Below are 13,835 nucleotides of genomic sequence, written 5' to 3' on the forward strand. Positions count from 1 at the left end.
CCCCATCGAGTGAGAAAAACCGGGCTGCTGCGTCGACTGTAAAGACGTCGTTGCGGGCGTCAAAACGGTTCTCTCACAGTGCGCCCCGGCCTGTTGTGAGCTGTGAGGTCGGCGCAACGTGACGGTCACTGGGGGATAGCGGCAGTGCGGGTGAGAATACCCGTCGACCTGGGGCGATGTGTCCTGGATGTCGGAAATCGGTGTGCCTGGGGGTGTTTCGGAGACAGGTCGGTGAAGCTTTGGAAACGGCTGGTTCTTCGCGGGTTTACATTTGTTAACACGATTCGGAAGGGTCGCTCAACGCGAAATTCCGCCAATACAGCAAACACGCGACCCGCTCACAGTGACCTGCGCAACTCCCACTCGAATCAGTTTGCTGACCGATCGCCGAGGAATGTGCGTCACTTCGCAGGGCTGTCCGAATAGCATGCATTCCATGCAGCGATTCGTGGGCACGATCCGCTCGGCCAACGGCGGTGGCGCGTATATCCCCATTCCCGAGGACGTCATCACCGCGCTCGGGGGCGGCGGCCGCATCCCCGTCCGCGCAACCTTCGACGGCATTTCCTACACCGGATCCATCACCAACATGGGCGACGGACCGTGCCTGGGCATCCTGAAAGCAATCCGTGACGACCTGCGCAAGCACCCTGGTGACACGGTGACGGTCACCGTGGAGCGCGACACCGCCGAACGTGTTGTGGAGGTGCCTGCAGATCTAGCTGAGGCTCTGGCCGCCGCTGGCGTACGAGAGGCATTCGACGCGCTCAGTTATTCCCGTCGGCGTGAACAGGTCAAGAGCATCAGCGAGGCGAAGAAGACTGAGACGCGGGCCGCTCGCATCGCCAAAACTGTTGGGGCACTTGGAGGGTGGTGAGGGGCGGTACTCGGGGCCTACGTAGCCGGGTTGGCGCGTCTATTCCTCCAACCGGGCAATTCGCCGACTGAACGTGCCATGAAACCCCCACGGAATGTGATGCTCGAGCCAAGCCGTAGCCACCGGACCTCGCCCCACATCCCGTGCATCCAGCACGACCAGCTGCGAACGATGCTCCGCCAGCACATGATTCAGCACCAGCAGCCAGCCGTCGTCCTCGCCCGCATCCCGGCTGCGCGGTACGAACAGCGGTTCGCCGACCGAACCGCCGGGGAACTCGCACAGTGTCGTGGCACAGGTTTCGTTGTCCACCTTGATGATCGAGTCGTAGACGGCGGCCGCCCGGGTGCCTTTCCCGGCTAGATAGCTGAACCGGTGTCGGCGGGTGGACAGACGCCAATCGTATTGGGGAAATTCGACGGAACGATCGGCGAGCTCCTGCTCGATCACGGTGCCCCCGGCGGTGATCCGGTATCGCATGAGGCGTGAGTCCGGGAATCGCGGACCGTCCGCTGAAATGGAATTGACGGAGTTCGTGGCGCGACGGACTTCGCTCCACCGGGTGTCGAACCGCACCAGTTCAACCACCACGTCGTTGCCGTCGTCATAGGCGTTGGTGAGGTGGAAGTGCAGCAGCGCCTCGTGCTCGATGATGCGCGGTCGCCCACCGGCCTTGGGCACCAACAGGAATCGCGTCCCCTTCCGGCGATCGAACCGCAGTGAATCGATGAAGGAGTGGGAGGCGAGCGCGATCTTCGTCAGATCCGGCAGCAGCGGATCGAGGACGAACACCAGATAGCGTCGCGTCAGCGCGAAGTCGTGATTCCACACGAGATCGAGCATGGGCACGGTGGCGAGCGTATGGAGGCGGCCGGACCGATCCACCCGGTAGGTGCGAATCCTCGGAGTGGGCAGCAGATCCAGGCCGAAGTTGTACATGTCCCCGGTGGCCGGATCCCATTTCGGATGTGCGGAGAACGCGCCGAGGAATCCCAGCTTCCCGTCGAAATCGAAGCGCCCCAGCGTCTCCAGGCTGTCGGGGTCGATGCGATGCGGATTCCCCATCTCCCACAGCGCCAGCAGCCCGCCGTCGTAGTTGACGATATTGGTATTGGCGACGTTCGCCGGCAATCGCCCGACATTGGCGAGCATCCCACCCGGAATCTGCGTCCCCACCCCGCGATACCGAATCCGATCCGACCGCTGCCCGTGCTCGAAGTGCCGCGTGCGCACGTATCGGTTGCGATATCGCACCGAGCTCCCGTCCAGCACGAACTGTGAAACCATCCCGTCACCGTCGAAAATGTTGTGTAACAACGATTTACCGACCTGATGCCGACCGGGGCCGATTCGATAGAGCGTCCCCGTCAAATCCTTCGGCAGCGCTCCGTCGACCTGCTCGATCGTGTAGTGATGCTCCTCGGGCAGTGCCGCGTACACCCGCGCGGTCCGGTCCTGATCAGGTGCGATGCCTTTATCGACAGTCATGGGTTCTCCCTTGAACCAATAATCTGATGACGACTGTCATCCAATTCTGGGAGAGATCTAGAGTGATGTCAATGAGCAGAGGGGAAGTAGCCCGCAGCTACGGCGGCGTCAGCGCGGAGGAGCGGCGCGCCGACCGCCGCCGCCGATTGCTCGCCGCAGGGCGCGCGGCCTGGGCCGATTCCGGTCCCACCGGCGTGAAGGTGCGCGGCATCTGCGCGCTGTCCGGTCTCACCGACCGCTACTTCTACGAGCACTTCGCCAATCGGGACGCACTGTTGCTGGCGGTGGCCGACGATGTCCGTGATCAGCTCCTCACCGCCATGGTTCAGGCCGGGCTCGCCGCCGAAGGCGATGCCGCCGTCAAACTGCGGGCGGCATTGCAGTCCTTCCTCGACACCGCCCAGGCTGATCCACAGATCATGCGCATCGTGACCAGCGATACCGCGGGCATTCCCGGACTGGCCGAACGCCGCCACGACGTACTGGCCACCATCGCCGACCTGGTTGTCGAGCACGCACCCGCCGTGCTCGCGGTGGACGACCACGATCCGGCGCAGCTACGCCGGGCCGCCATGTTCGTCACCGGCGGGGTGAATCAGCTCATCGAGGCGTGGCTCGACGGCGCCATCACCATGAGCACCGCCGATCTCGCCGCCGAGTGCACGCGAATGTGCCTGGCGGTCATCCGGAATCGCGGCTAGCGGCACCGTAGTAGTGAAATTCGACAGGGCCGGGGTGCCGGATTCTGTCATCGGCACATTGACCCGTGTGGTTTCACCGGCGGACGATGGCGCGGGACGACGTGCGGGGGAAAGGTGTGCTGTGACCAATTGGCTTTTGCTGCGGGGGCTTACGCGAGATCGGCGGCATTGGGGGAGTTTTCCGGGGGAGATGGCGGCGCGGCTCGGGGGACGGGTGGTGACGATCGATCCGCCGGGGTTCGGGACGCAGAACGGGCGGGTGTCGCCGAGGTCCATCGCGGCCATCACCGATGATATTCGGGCGCGATTCGAACCCGGTGACGACGAGTGGTCGCTGCTGGGGATTTCGCTCGGCGGGATGATGGCGATGAATTGGGTGGCGCGGTATCCCGGGGATTTCCGGCGGTGCGTAGTGGTGAATACCGGTGCAGCGGAATTGATTCGGCCGCATCAGCTGCGGTTCGGGCTGGCGTCGCTCATTGCCGGGAAGCGGTTCCGGACGGTGGCGGCGCACGAGGCGGCGGCGCTGCGGTTGACCAGTAACCGGCCGGTCGAGGAGTTGGCCGAGCTGGCGGCGACGTGGGCGCGGTATCAGCGGGAGGCCGGGCCGCTCGACGCGAGTGTGCTGGGGCAGGCGGCCGCCGCGGCCACGTTCCGGCTGCCCGCCCGCATCCCGGTGCCGCTGCTGGTGCTCGCGTCGAAGGGGGATCGGCTGGCGGATTACCGTATGGCGGAACGGATCACGGCCCGCTTCGGGGCCGCGTCGGCGGTGCACCCCGACGCGGGCCATGATCTGCCGCTCGATGACGGGCCGTGGGTGTGCGAGCAGATCGAGAAATGGCTCGCACCAACCCGATAGCCGGTTACTCGGCGATCAGCTCGGCCTCCGAGTCCAGCGCCTGCCGGGTTGCCTCGTCGACGCCGATCGTGCCGGGACGGTAGATGATCGCGCGGAGGTCGCCGGTGTAGCGGAAGACGCCGCGCCGCTCGCGCAGCTCCCGGTCGACGGGTCCGCGCGCGTCGAGACCGACGGAGATGCCCGTCCACGGTGACATGCCCACGAGCTGAACCTGATTCGGCAGATCGGCGGTGCGGACGCCATCGATGCCCACGCCGAAATCCCAGCGCAGGTGCGGCCGCACCCGTGCGGTCACCGTCAGATTCCGGCTGCCGGACGGGACCGGACCCGCGTCCACGGTGGTGAACCGGCCGTAGGCGTTGTAGCCGAAGTGCAGGCGGCCGTTCTCGATGTAGAGCAGGTAGCCGCCCAGCGGGTCGCCGTGGGCGACCAGCACGCCCTCGTCGCCGCTGCGGTACCCCTCGAGTTCGACGGCAATGCTGAAGTCGCGGTAGGCGATCAGGCGCTGTGAGCGGTAGCGCTCCAGCGTCGGCGTGCCGGGCAGGATGCGGACCTGTTCGCCGAAACGCTCCTCCTCTGGCCGTCGCCGCGCCAGGTCACTTCGCGTGATGAGCGGGAAAACCGTGTTGTGCCAGGCGGCTTCGTCCCACGCGGCCGAAAGCTCCGCGACCTTCTCCGGAAACTGCTCCGAAAGATCGTGCAGCTCAGTGGGATCGGTGCGCACATCGAACAGCTGCCAGCGCGGATCGTCGATATCCCGGCCCGGTTCGTGCAGAGCGAGCAGTTTCCAGCCGTCCCGGTAGAACCCGCGATGACCGGTCATCTCCGAGTACTGCTCGGTGTGCCGGGAGACGGCCGCCGGATCGCGCAGCACCTCGACCGCGGATACCCCGTCGAAATCCTTGGCGGGCAACCCGTTACGCACCGACGGCCGGGACAGCCCGGCCAGCTCCAGCAGCGTCGGCGCGAGATCGGTGACGTAGGTGTACTCCTGCCGGATACCCGAATCGCCGTCGATGCGCGGCAGCCCCTTCGGCCAGGACAGCACGAACGGCACCCGCACTCCGCCCGCGAAGGTCTGGCCCTTGTAGAACCGGAACGGCGTATTGGACGCCTGCCCCCACCCGCGCGGATAGTGCACCCCCAGCTCGGCGGTGCCGATGAGCGAGTCGTCGTGCGGCACGTCGCGCTCCCAGTCCGGCTCGTCCACCTGGGCGAACTGTGCGAAGTAGGTGCGCGTGCCCTCCGGCCCGCCCTCGGCGGTGCCGCCGTTGTCGGAGGTGAACACGATGATGGTGTTGTCGAGTTCGCCGAACCGCTCCAGCACGTCGACGATGCGGCCCAGGCTCTGGTCGATGCTGTCGACCATGCCGGCGTACACCTCCATGTACCGCTCGAACCGCGACTGCTGCTCCGGCGTCAGCGAATCCCATTCGCGCGCTTCGTATCCCGGCTCGGTATTGCGCGGCTTCTGCTGTGTGCCTTCGGGGAAGAGCCCTTCGGCTAGCTGCTTGGCGAATCGGCTCTGCCGCAACCGATCCCAGCCCTCCCGGTACCGGCCCCGGTACTTGGCCAGATCATCCGGCTTGGCCTGGAGCGGCCCGTGCATGGCGGTGTGCGCGAAGTACAGGAAGAACGGCTTGGTCGCATCGTGCGCCCGCAGCTCCTTGAGGTAGCCGACGGCCTTGTCGGTGTAGTCGTCGGTGAGGTAGTAGCCCCGCGGGTACTCGTCGAATTCGACGGCCGAGCTGTCCGACACCAGCTGATTCGGATAGTAGAAGGAATTCAGTCCCTCCAAGGATCCGTAGTACCGGTCGAACCCGCGCTGCGTGGGCCAGGAATCCCGGTTCGCCGCCGGATGCAGCGTGGCATCCCGCACCAGATGCCATTTCCCGACCGCGTAGGTGGCATATCCGTTGGCGCGCAGGATCTCCGGCAGGGTCAGCACATCGTCGGCCAGTTCCAGCCGCAGTCCCGGATAGCCGGGGTCGGCATTGGCCACGAATCCGAATCCCGCCCGGTGCGAATTGACGCCGGTCAGTAGCGCCGCCCGTGAGGGCGAGCACAGCGGCGTCGTATGGAAGTTGGTGAGCCGCAATCCGTTCGCGGCCAGCCGGTCCAGTGTCGGCGTCTCGATCTCCGAGCCGAACGGCCCGATATCGCTGTATCCCATATCGTCGACCAGCACCACGATGATGTTGGGCGACCCCGCGGGAGCGGTGGGCGGATAGCTCCATTCCGGTGTCGAGTCGGCGGTGGTGCGGCCGATATCGCCGCTGAAGTTCTCGTAGCCACGGGCATGGGAGGGGACAGCCATGGTCCCAGCAAAGTTCCGGGAAACGGTTCTTTCCAGGGTTTCACGCACGCTGCGTACAACCGCTGTCCGCTCCTGATCCGGCTGTTAGCGTCGCCGCTACTCAAGGTCCCCACGGTGCCGTCCACGCACCCGCCGTCTCCCCACGGCACGTATTCCGAGGTATCCCACATGAATTCGTCCCCCGGCGATCTGGATCGCCGTCGTTTCCTGCGTAGCTCCGGCGTTGTCGCCGCCGCCATCTTCGGTGGCGCGGCGCTGGCCGCCTGCACCTCGGCGGTGAACCAGCAGAAGGGCGGCGGGGACGACAACGCGCAGCCGGTGCGCGGCGGCACCCTGAAGTACGGCGTGCTGGTGGATCTGATCCCGTCCAACCTGCTCACCAATACCGGCACCACGCCGTATGTGGTCGGGCTGGTCTTCGAATCACTGGTGCGCTACCCGCACGACACGCTGGAGCCGCAGCCGAAACTGGCGAAGAGCTGGACGGTCGCGCCGGACGGGCGGTCGATCACATTGCAGTTGCGCGAGGACGTGAAGTTCCACAGCGGGCGCGCCTTCACCTCCAAGGACGTGGAGTTCTCGCTGAAGACCTATGCCGATCCGAAGTGGTCGGCGCAGCTCAAAAGCACCGCCGCCGCCATCACCGGCTTCGACACCACCGATCCGCACCGGGTGACGCTCACGCTGGCGCATCCGCTGAGCAACCTGTTCGACATGCTCGACACGGCGCCGATCCTGGACAGTGAATCCATCGATCAGCTGGCCACCGGCGACAAAATCATCGGTACCGGTCCGTTCCGGTTCGTGAGCCGGGTGCCCAACTCGCAGTTGGTATTCGAGCGCAACGCGAACTACTGGGTGCCGGAGCGCCCGTACCTGGACCGCGTCGAATTCACCGTCATCGCCGACAATCAGGCGCAGCTCAACGCCCTCAAATCGGGGCAGATCCAGCTGGCCGACGGCATCAGCTACCGCGACAGCGAAAACCTCGCCAAGACAGACGGTTTCAAGACCATCGTGTACGAGGGCGCGGAACTGCAGCTGTATGTCGGCGCCAATGTGCAGGATCCGACGCTGGCCGATGTGCGGGTGCGCCAGGCCATCGCCTACGCGCTGGACCGCGATCGCATCATCGACGAGGTGTTCCGCGGCACCGGCTACGCGCTGAACGTGCCGTGGCCCAAGGGATCCCCGGCCTTCGACGCCGCCCGCAACACCCGCTACGCGCGAGATGTGAACAAGGCCAGGCAGATTCTGTCCACCCTGCCCAAGCCCGCGAAACTGCCGCTCACCTACAACTCGTCGGTGGCCACCTACGAGGCCGTCGCGCAGATCGTGCAGGCCAACCTCGCCGAGATCGGCGTCGAGGTGGAGTTGGTGCCCACCGACAACGGCACCTTCATCAAGCAGCTCATCGGGGCCCAGTTCCCGGGGCTGTGGGTCACCGATCACTCCTGGGCACAGTTCGTACCCTCCACCCTCACGGTCAGCGCGTACCCGTTCAACGCGCGAAAGAACGCCTCCCGCTACGAATCTCCCGACTATGTGAAGGTGGCCGACGCGGCGTGGCAGCTGCCGCAGTCCACCGGCCCCGACGCCACCCGCGCCTACCAGGCGCTCAGCGACCAGCTGCTGGACAGCCTGTTCCTGATCGAGATCGGCGTGCGCTTCGCGCAGGCCGGGGCGAGCAGGAAGCTGCACGGCTTCGACTGGACCAAGCGCCGCGAAATCCTGCTCACGGACGCGTTCCTGTCATGACCGCGTATCTGTTGCGCCGGGTGCCGTCGGCGGTGGCGGTGCTGTTCGGCGCGTCGGTGCTCATCTTCCTGCTGCTGCGGCTGGTGCCCGGCGATCCGGCCACCACCCTGGCCGGGCCGGACGCCACCGCGGAGACCGTCGCCGCCATCCGGCATCAGCTCGGGCTGGACCGGTCCATTCCGGCCCAGTACCTGAGCTGGCTGGGCGGCGCGTTCACCGGTGATCTGGGCCGCTCCTACATCATCGGCGGGCAGATCACCGACCTGGTCGGGCGCGGGCTCACCAATACGCTGGTGCTCACCATTTCCGCGCTGCTGCTCGCGGTGGTGGTGAGCCTGGCGGTCAGCGTGTCCGCGGTGCTGTGGAATCGGCCGTTGCTGAATGCCCTGGTGGCCGCGGCGAATACGGTCGCCGTCGCGATTCCGACCTTCGTCTCCGGCGTGCTGCTGGTGCTGGTGTTCGCCATCGCGATCCCGATCCTGCCCGCGGGCGGCGTCCCGCCGGACGGGTTCGTGGCCCATCCCGATATCGCCGTGCAGTATCTGCTGCTGCCGTCCATCTGCCTCGCGTTGCCGGTGACCGCCGCGCTCACCCGATTCCTCACCGAGGCGCTGCGCACCGAACTGCGCAAACCGTACGTGCTCACCGCACGGGCACTGGGCATCTCGCACCGGCAGATCGTCACGCGCGGCGCGCTGCGCAACGCCCTGCCGACGCTGCTGACCGTGCTCGGCATCCAGACCGGACACCTGCTGGGCGGCGCGGTGCTGGTGGAGGCCGCCTTCGCGTGGCCCGGCATCGGACAGTTGATCGAGCAGGGCATCAACCGCCGCGACTATCCGGTGGTGCAGGCGCTGCTGCTGTTCTCGGTCGCGGTGTTCGTGGCGATCGCGCTGATCACCGATCTGATCCACGCCTACCTGGATCCGCGAATCCGGATCGGCGGCACGGCATGAGCGAGGTGCTGCGCAGGGGGCAGGGCCTGGCCGGACTGCTGCTGGTCGGCGTCATCGCCGCCGCCGGGCTCGCGGCGGGCCTGCTCACGAAATACGATCCGCTGACCCAGATTCCAGGAGCGAACCTGCTCACGGCGAGCAGCGAGCACTGGCTGGGCACCGACAACCTCAACCGGGATCTGCTCTCGCGGGTGCTGTACGGGATTCGATCCAGCCTGCTCATCGCCTTCCTCGCGGTGCCGCTGGGCGCGGTGATCGGTTCGCTCGCAGGGCTTCTCGCCAGTGTCAACAGCGTCGCCGACGTCCTCGCCCAGCGGGTGTTCGACCTGATCCTGGCCTTCCCGACGCTGATCTTCGCCATCGCGCTGGCCGCCGTCACCGGGCCGGGCGCGCACGCGGTGGTCATCGTGATCGCGGCCGCCGAGATCCCCGTCTTCGGCAGGCAGATCCGCACCGCCATTCTCGCCGTGCGCGAACAGGCGTTCGTGGAGGCCGCCGAGGTGATCGGCGCGGGCACCTGGTGGACGCTGCGTAAACACGTGCTGCCCCAGGTGATCGAACCGCTGACCGTGCAGTTGTCGCTGTCGCTGTCGCTGGCCGTATTCGTCGAAGCCGCCATGAGTTTCATCGGCATCGGCGTGCGGCCGCCGGATCCGTCGCTGGGGTCCATCATCGCCGACTCGATCGCCAACCTGGACGCCAATCCGGCGTTCGCGATCGGACCGCTGCTGGTGGTGTCCGGGCTCACCCTCGGATTCCTGTTGATCGCCCAGGCATTGGGCCGAGCCCGGAGGATCGGATGAGCGACGACAGACGGCCACTGCTCGAAATCAACGATCTGTCGGTGCGTTTCGGCGATCGGAAGGTCGTCGACGGCGTGCACGTCCGGGTCGGACGCGGCGAAACCGTCGCGCTGGTGGGCGAATCCGGCTCCGGCAAGTCGCTGACCGCGCGCGCCGTGCTGGGCCTGCTGCCCGAGGGCGCACGGGCCGACGGTTCGATCCTGCTGGGCGGCACCGAGATCGTCGCAGCACCCGACGAGGAGCTGCGCGCCCTGCGCGGCACCCGCGCCGCCATGGTGTTCCAGGAACCGCAGACCGCGCTGAATCCGGTGCAGCGCATCGGCACCCAGATCACCCAGGCGCTGCGGGCGCACGGGCCGATCGCCAAGGCCGCCGCCCGCGCGCGGGCCGTCGAACTGCTGACGCTGGTCGATATTCCGGAGGCGGACAAGCGGGTCGACTGGTACCCGCATCAGCTCTCCGGCGGCCAGAAGCAGCGAGTCGTCATCGCCCTGGCGCTGTCCGGGGAACCGGATCTGCTCATCGCGGACGAGCCCACCACCGCGCTCGATGTGACCGTGCAGGCCGAGATCCTCGACCTGCTGCGGGAACTCCAGCGGCGCAGGGGAACCGCCATCCTGTTCATCGCCCACAACCTGGGCGTGGTCGCCGAGATCGCCGACCGCGTCGTGGTGCTGAACGCGGGCCGGGTGGTCGAGGAGCAGCCGGTGCGCGGGCTGTTCGCCACTCCACGCGAGGAGTACACCCGCACTCTGCTGGCCGCCGTGCCGAAACTGCCCGAGCCCGGCGACGCCACCGGGCGCGCCGCCATCAGCGCGGTGGCCGAAACCCCGGCCGCGGTACCGGCGGACCCGAAAGCCTGGGATCCCGACCGGGATCCGGTGCTGCGCATCACCGACCTGGATGTCGTCTACCGGCAGCGCGGGCGCGGGTTCCAGGCGCTGCGCCAGGTCTCGCTCACCCTGGCCCCGCGCGAGGTCATCGGCCTCGTCGGCGAATCCGGTTCGGGCAAGAGCACACTCGGCCGCACCGCGCTCGGCCTGATCCCCGCCGCCGCGGGTGAGGTGGTGCTGCAGGGTGTTCCGCTCACCGGACTGTCCCGCCGGGACCTGCGTGGGCTGCGCAAGCATGTGGCGCTGGTGCATCAGGACGCCACCGCCTCGCTGGATCCGCGCCGCAGCCTGGAGGAGTCCATCGGTGAACCGCTGCTCGTGCATCGCGCCGCCTCCGGTGCGCTGCTGCGCGGCAGGGTCGGCGACCTGCTGGAGTCGGTGCGGCTGCCGCGCGCGTACGCCACCCGCCGACCGGGGGAGCTCTCCGGCGGTCAGCGGCAGCGGGTCGCGCTGGCCCGCGCGCTCGCGCTGGCCCCGCGCCTGCTGGTCGCCGACGAACCCACCAGCGCCCTCGACGTCTCGGTGCAGGCGCAGGTATTGGACCTGTTCGCGGATCTGCGCGCCGAATACGGATTCGCCTGCCTGTTCATCAGTCACGATCTCGCGGTGGTGAATCAGGTATCCGATCGCGTCATCGTGCTACGGCAGGGTTCCATCGTCGAAACCGGCACCGTGGAAACGGTTTTCCGGAATCCCGCACAGGATTACACGCGACGGCTGCTGGACGCGGTTCCCATTCCCGATCCGGAACGGGTTCGCCCGGATACTTCCGCACCGGTCGCGGTAGGCGCATAATCTCGCTACCGCATGGCATACCGTCCGGACGGGCGGAGACAGCATTCCGTCCGGGCGGTCAACCAGGTATTTCAACGGGCTCGCCACCCCTCGCCAGTCCTGACAGGATTTGTGACTGATACAAACAGGAACAGTTCAGCGCACGTGTCCGGCCGAGTATTCATGGGAGCATTCGAAGGTAGGACGAACTCGATAGCGCAGCGGGTAAGGAGGGACTGTGGTGGTCGCCGATATGGGATGCGGACAGTATTCCGGCGAACTCGAGGCCCCGACTTTCGGAAGCCTGCTGCGCCGGCTGCGCGATCAGCGCGGCGTCTCCCGGGAACGCCTCGCCTTCAACGCGGGTGTAAGCGCAAGTTACATAACGCATTTGGAGAAAGGCGACCGCGGAAATCCGACCCGCGAAGTGGTGGAGGCGCTGACCCGCTATCTGGGCAGGCTGGTGCCGCTCACCGATGTCGATCAGCGCCAGCTCATCGACCTGGCCGGACTCGACGCCGGTGAACTCCCGACCGTGGAGGAACTGCGCGCCGTCGTCACCGCCGACATGCACCGGGCGCTGACCCTGCACCGGCCGAACCTGGCCGCCTACGTCGATATGCGCGGAAACCTGCTGGCCTGCAACGACAGCTGGGACGAGGCTTTTCCGGGCGCCTCCCAGGACGGCAATATGCTGCGCTGGTTCTTCAGCCACGAGATGTCGGCCGATGTGCTGGTGAACTGGGAGGCCGACCTGCGCCGCACCGTGCACTGGATGCGCGGGCTCATCGGCCGCTCCGGCAACTCCGACGGCTTCATCGACCTGCTGCGCGAACTCGGCGAGTTCCCGATCTTCCGGCAGGTCTGGGCCGAGGGCGGCGTCGAGTTCGCGCCTCACGTGTGGACCATGCAGCTGCGCAACCCGGTGACCGGACTGCGCCGCAAGGTCGTCGCCCAGGCCGGCCGGCTGCAGAACGCCCTGTACCCGGGCCAGGTCGTCGCGATTCTGGGGATCCCGGCCTGAGCGTGCTGTGACGCACCCCACACTGAATGTTTGCCCACACCTCGGAATCGGTCCTCGTGAAACGCCAAGCGTCGCAGGGATCTTCGCACTCACGGCGGAATTGACAGTGCTGTGCGGGCTGGTTAGCGTCAGTCGCTGACAGGTAGCCAGATCGGTGTTCGACCACCCCCCGCCGACCACCCCCTGATCCGGAAAGCTCGAGGTGCGCTGATGACCACCGCCGCATCCACCGTTCCGCTCCGGCCGCTCCTGCTGCCGGAGGACGCCGAGCAGGCTGTCGTGCTGTTGCGTCAGGAGATCGAGCGGATGCATCGCGGCGGGGCGGCCATCGCGCCGGTCACGAATCTCGAACAGGTGCGGGCGCTTCCGGAGACCGTGCCGGAGAGCGTCGCGGTGGTGCTGTCCACCTCCGGATCCAGCGGGGTGCCGAAGCGGACAATGCTGTCGCGGAACGCTTTGGCGGCCTCCGCACGGGCGTCGTCGGCGCGGCTCGGTGGGGCGGGGGAGTGGTTGCTGTGCCTCCCAGCCGGTTTCATCGCCGGTTTCCAGGTGGTGTCGCGGGCAGTGCTCGGCGGTACGCGGGTGCAGGCGCTGGGCGGTGGGGCCTTCCACGCCGCCGGTTTCGCCGCCGCCGCGCGGCGGCTCGGAGCGGGCACGCGGTATACGTCTCTTGTTCCCACACAGGTGAAGCGGCTGCTGGCCGACGCCGAGGGGCGGGCGGCGCTGGCGCTGTTCGACAAGGTGCTGATAGGTGGTGCGCCACTGGACGCGCAGAGCGATCGGCGGTTGCGGGAGATCACGGGCGCGGTGGTCACCTACGGCATGACCGAGACCTGCGGGGGCTGCGTCTATGACGGGCGGCCGCTGGACGGGGTGCAGGTGCGGCTGGTCGACGGGGTGATCCACCTCGGCGGCGACGTGGTGGCGGACGGGTATCTGGGTGCGGCGCTTGCGGATTCGGCCTGCTTCTACACCGATGGTGATCGGCGCTGGTATCGCACCGCCGATCGCGGGCACTGGTCCGACGGGCTGCTCGTGCCCACCGGGCGGGTGGACGACCTCATCAACACCGGTGGGATGAAGGTGTCCGCGCTGGCGATCGAGGCCGCGGTGGCCGAGTTCGACGGGGTCGACACCGCGGTGATCCTGGGACTGCCCGATCCCGAATGGGCGGCGGCGGTGGGCGCGTACATCGTTGTGCGCCAGGGATTCCCGCCGCCGGATCCGGAGGCACTGCGCGCGCATGTCCGGGAGCGGCTGGGCCGCGCGGCGGCGCCGAAGCGGATCGTGTTCGGCGAAACCCTTCCGCTGCTGCCGAATTCGAAGATCGATCGCCGCGCCGTCCGGGAATTCCTGAGCGGCGGTTCCTCCCATCAGCAGTAGTT

11 protein-coding genes are annotated in these 13,835 nt (G+C 67.2%); 9 read left to right on the forward strand and 2 right to left on the reverse strand.

Features of this window, described 5'->3' with window-relative positions; genetic code table 11:
• Positions 1 to 436 precede the first annotated feature (436 nt).
• On the forward strand, positions 437 to 877 hold the full coding sequence (locus JK358_RS18140) for a YdeI/OmpD-associated family protein (protein ID WP_201948851.1): 441 nt from the start codon (positions 437 to 439) through the stop codon (positions 875 to 877).
• Positions 878 to 916: 39 nt separating this feature from the next.
• On the opposite strand, the gene JK358_RS18145 is transcribed toward JK358_RS18140, so the two are convergent.
• Complete coding sequence (locus JK358_RS18145) at positions 917 to 2,365, reverse strand: carotenoid oxygenase family protein (protein ID WP_201948852.1); 1,449 nt, start codon at positions 2,363 to 2,365, stop codon at positions 917 to 919.
• Between the two features lie 71 nt (positions 2,366 to 2,436).
• On the opposite strand from JK358_RS18145, the gene JK358_RS18150 reads away from it, so the two are divergent.
• Positions 2,437 to 3,066, forward strand: coding sequence for a TetR/AcrR family transcriptional regulator (locus tag JK358_RS18150; protein WP_201948853.1), 630 nt, complete (start codon positions 2,437 to 2,439; stop codon positions 3,064 to 3,066).
• A 121-nt stretch (positions 3,067 to 3,187) separates the two neighbouring features.
• Positions 3,188 to 3,925 (forward strand): alpha/beta fold hydrolase, encoded by a 738-nt coding sequence (locus JK358_RS18155; protein ID WP_201948854.1) that lies wholly within the window; start codon positions 3,188 to 3,190, stop codon positions 3,923 to 3,925.
• 4 nt (positions 3,926 to 3,929) lie between these two features.
• On the opposite strand, the gene JK358_RS18160 is transcribed toward JK358_RS18155, so the two are convergent.
• Positions 3,930 to 6,242: an arylsulfatase gene (locus JK358_RS18160; protein ID WP_201948855.1), complete on the reverse strand. Its 2,313-nt coding sequence runs from the start codon at positions 6,240 to 6,242 to the stop codon at positions 3,930 to 3,932.
• Between the two features lie 168 nt (positions 6,243 to 6,410).
• On the opposite strand from JK358_RS18160, the gene JK358_RS18165 reads away from it, so the two are divergent.
• From JK358_RS18165 to JK358_RS18190, 6 genes are all read left to right on the forward strand, one after another.
• Positions 6,411 to 8,000, forward strand: a complete 1,590-nt coding sequence (locus JK358_RS18165; RefSeq protein ID WP_201948856.1) for an ABC transporter substrate-binding protein — start codon at positions 6,411 to 6,413, stop codon at positions 7,998 to 8,000.
• The gene (locus tag JK358_RS18170) at positions 7,997 to 8,956 is read left to right on the forward strand and encodes an ABC transporter permease (RefSeq protein WP_201948857.1); all 960 of its coding nucleotides are present in this window, start codon (positions 7,997 to 7,999) and stop codon (positions 8,954 to 8,956) included. The genes JK358_RS18165 and JK358_RS18170 overlap by 4 nt, the downstream gene beginning before the upstream one ends.
• Positions 8,953 to 9,759, forward strand: a complete 807-nt coding sequence (locus JK358_RS18175; RefSeq protein ID WP_201948858.1) for an ABC transporter permease — start codon at positions 8,953 to 8,955, stop codon at positions 9,757 to 9,759. Before JK358_RS18170 ends, JK358_RS18175 begins: the two co-directional genes overlap by 4 nt.
• Positions 9,756 to 11,447 carry a dipeptide ABC transporter ATP-binding protein gene (locus tag JK358_RS18180; protein ID WP_201948859.1) on the forward strand — a complete coding sequence of 564 codons (1,692 nt, stop codon included), beginning with the start codon at positions 9,756 to 9,758 and terminating at the stop codon, positions 11,445 to 11,447. The genes JK358_RS18175 and JK358_RS18180 overlap by 4 nt, the downstream gene beginning before the upstream one ends.
• A gap of 217 nt (positions 11,448 to 11,664) precedes the next feature.
• Positions 11,665 to 12,450 (forward strand): MmyB family transcriptional regulator, encoded by a 786-nt coding sequence (locus JK358_RS18185; RefSeq protein WP_307817601.1) that lies wholly within the window; start codon positions 11,665 to 11,667, stop codon positions 12,448 to 12,450.
• A 210-nt stretch (positions 12,451 to 12,660) separates the two neighbouring features.
• The gene (locus JK358_RS18190) at positions 12,661 to 13,833 is read left to right on the forward strand and encodes an AMP-binding protein (protein ID WP_201948860.1); all 1,173 of its coding nucleotides are present in this window, start codon (positions 12,661 to 12,663) and stop codon (positions 13,831 to 13,833) included.
• Positions 13,834 to 13,835: the final 2 nt, after the last annotated feature.

This window comes from Nocardia acididurans (assembly GCF_016741815.1).
GTDB lineage: Bacteria > Actinomycetota > Actinomycetes > Mycobacteriales > Mycobacteriaceae > Nocardia > Nocardia acididurans.

Coding starts and splice junctions, on each gene's coding strand:
- JK358_RS18140 (WP_201948851.1), top strand. CDS start 437: ATGCAGCGATTCGTGGGCACGATCCGCTCGGCCAACGGCGGTGGCGCG.
- JK358_RS18145 (WP_201948852.1), bottom strand. CDS start 2,365: ATGACTGTCGATAAAGGCATCGCACCTGATCAGGACCGGACCGCGCGG.
- JK358_RS18150 (WP_201948853.1), top strand. CDS start 2,437: ATGAGCAGAGGGGAAGTAGCCCGCAGCTACGGCGGCGTCAGCGCGGAG.
- JK358_RS18160 (WP_201948855.1), bottom strand. CDS start 6,242: ATGGCTGTCCCCTCCCATGCCCGTGGCTACGAGAACTTCAGCGGCGAT.
- JK358_RS18165 (WP_201948856.1), top strand. CDS start 6,411: ATGAATTCGTCCCCCGGCGATCTGGATCGCCGTCGTTTCCTGCGTAGC.
- JK358_RS18170 (WP_201948857.1), top strand. CDS start 7,997: ATGACCGCGTATCTGTTGCGCCGGGTGCCGTCGGCGGTGGCGGTGCTG.
- JK358_RS18175 (WP_201948858.1), top strand. CDS start 8,953: ATGAGCGAGGTGCTGCGCAGGGGGCAGGGCCTGGCCGGACTGCTGCTG.
- JK358_RS18180 (WP_201948859.1), top strand. CDS start 9,756: ATGAGCGACGACAGACGGCCACTGCTCGAAATCAACGATCTGTCGGTG.
- JK358_RS18190 (WP_201948860.1), top strand. CDS start 12,661: ATGACCACCGCCGCATCCACCGTTCCGCTCCGGCCGCTCCTGCTGCCG.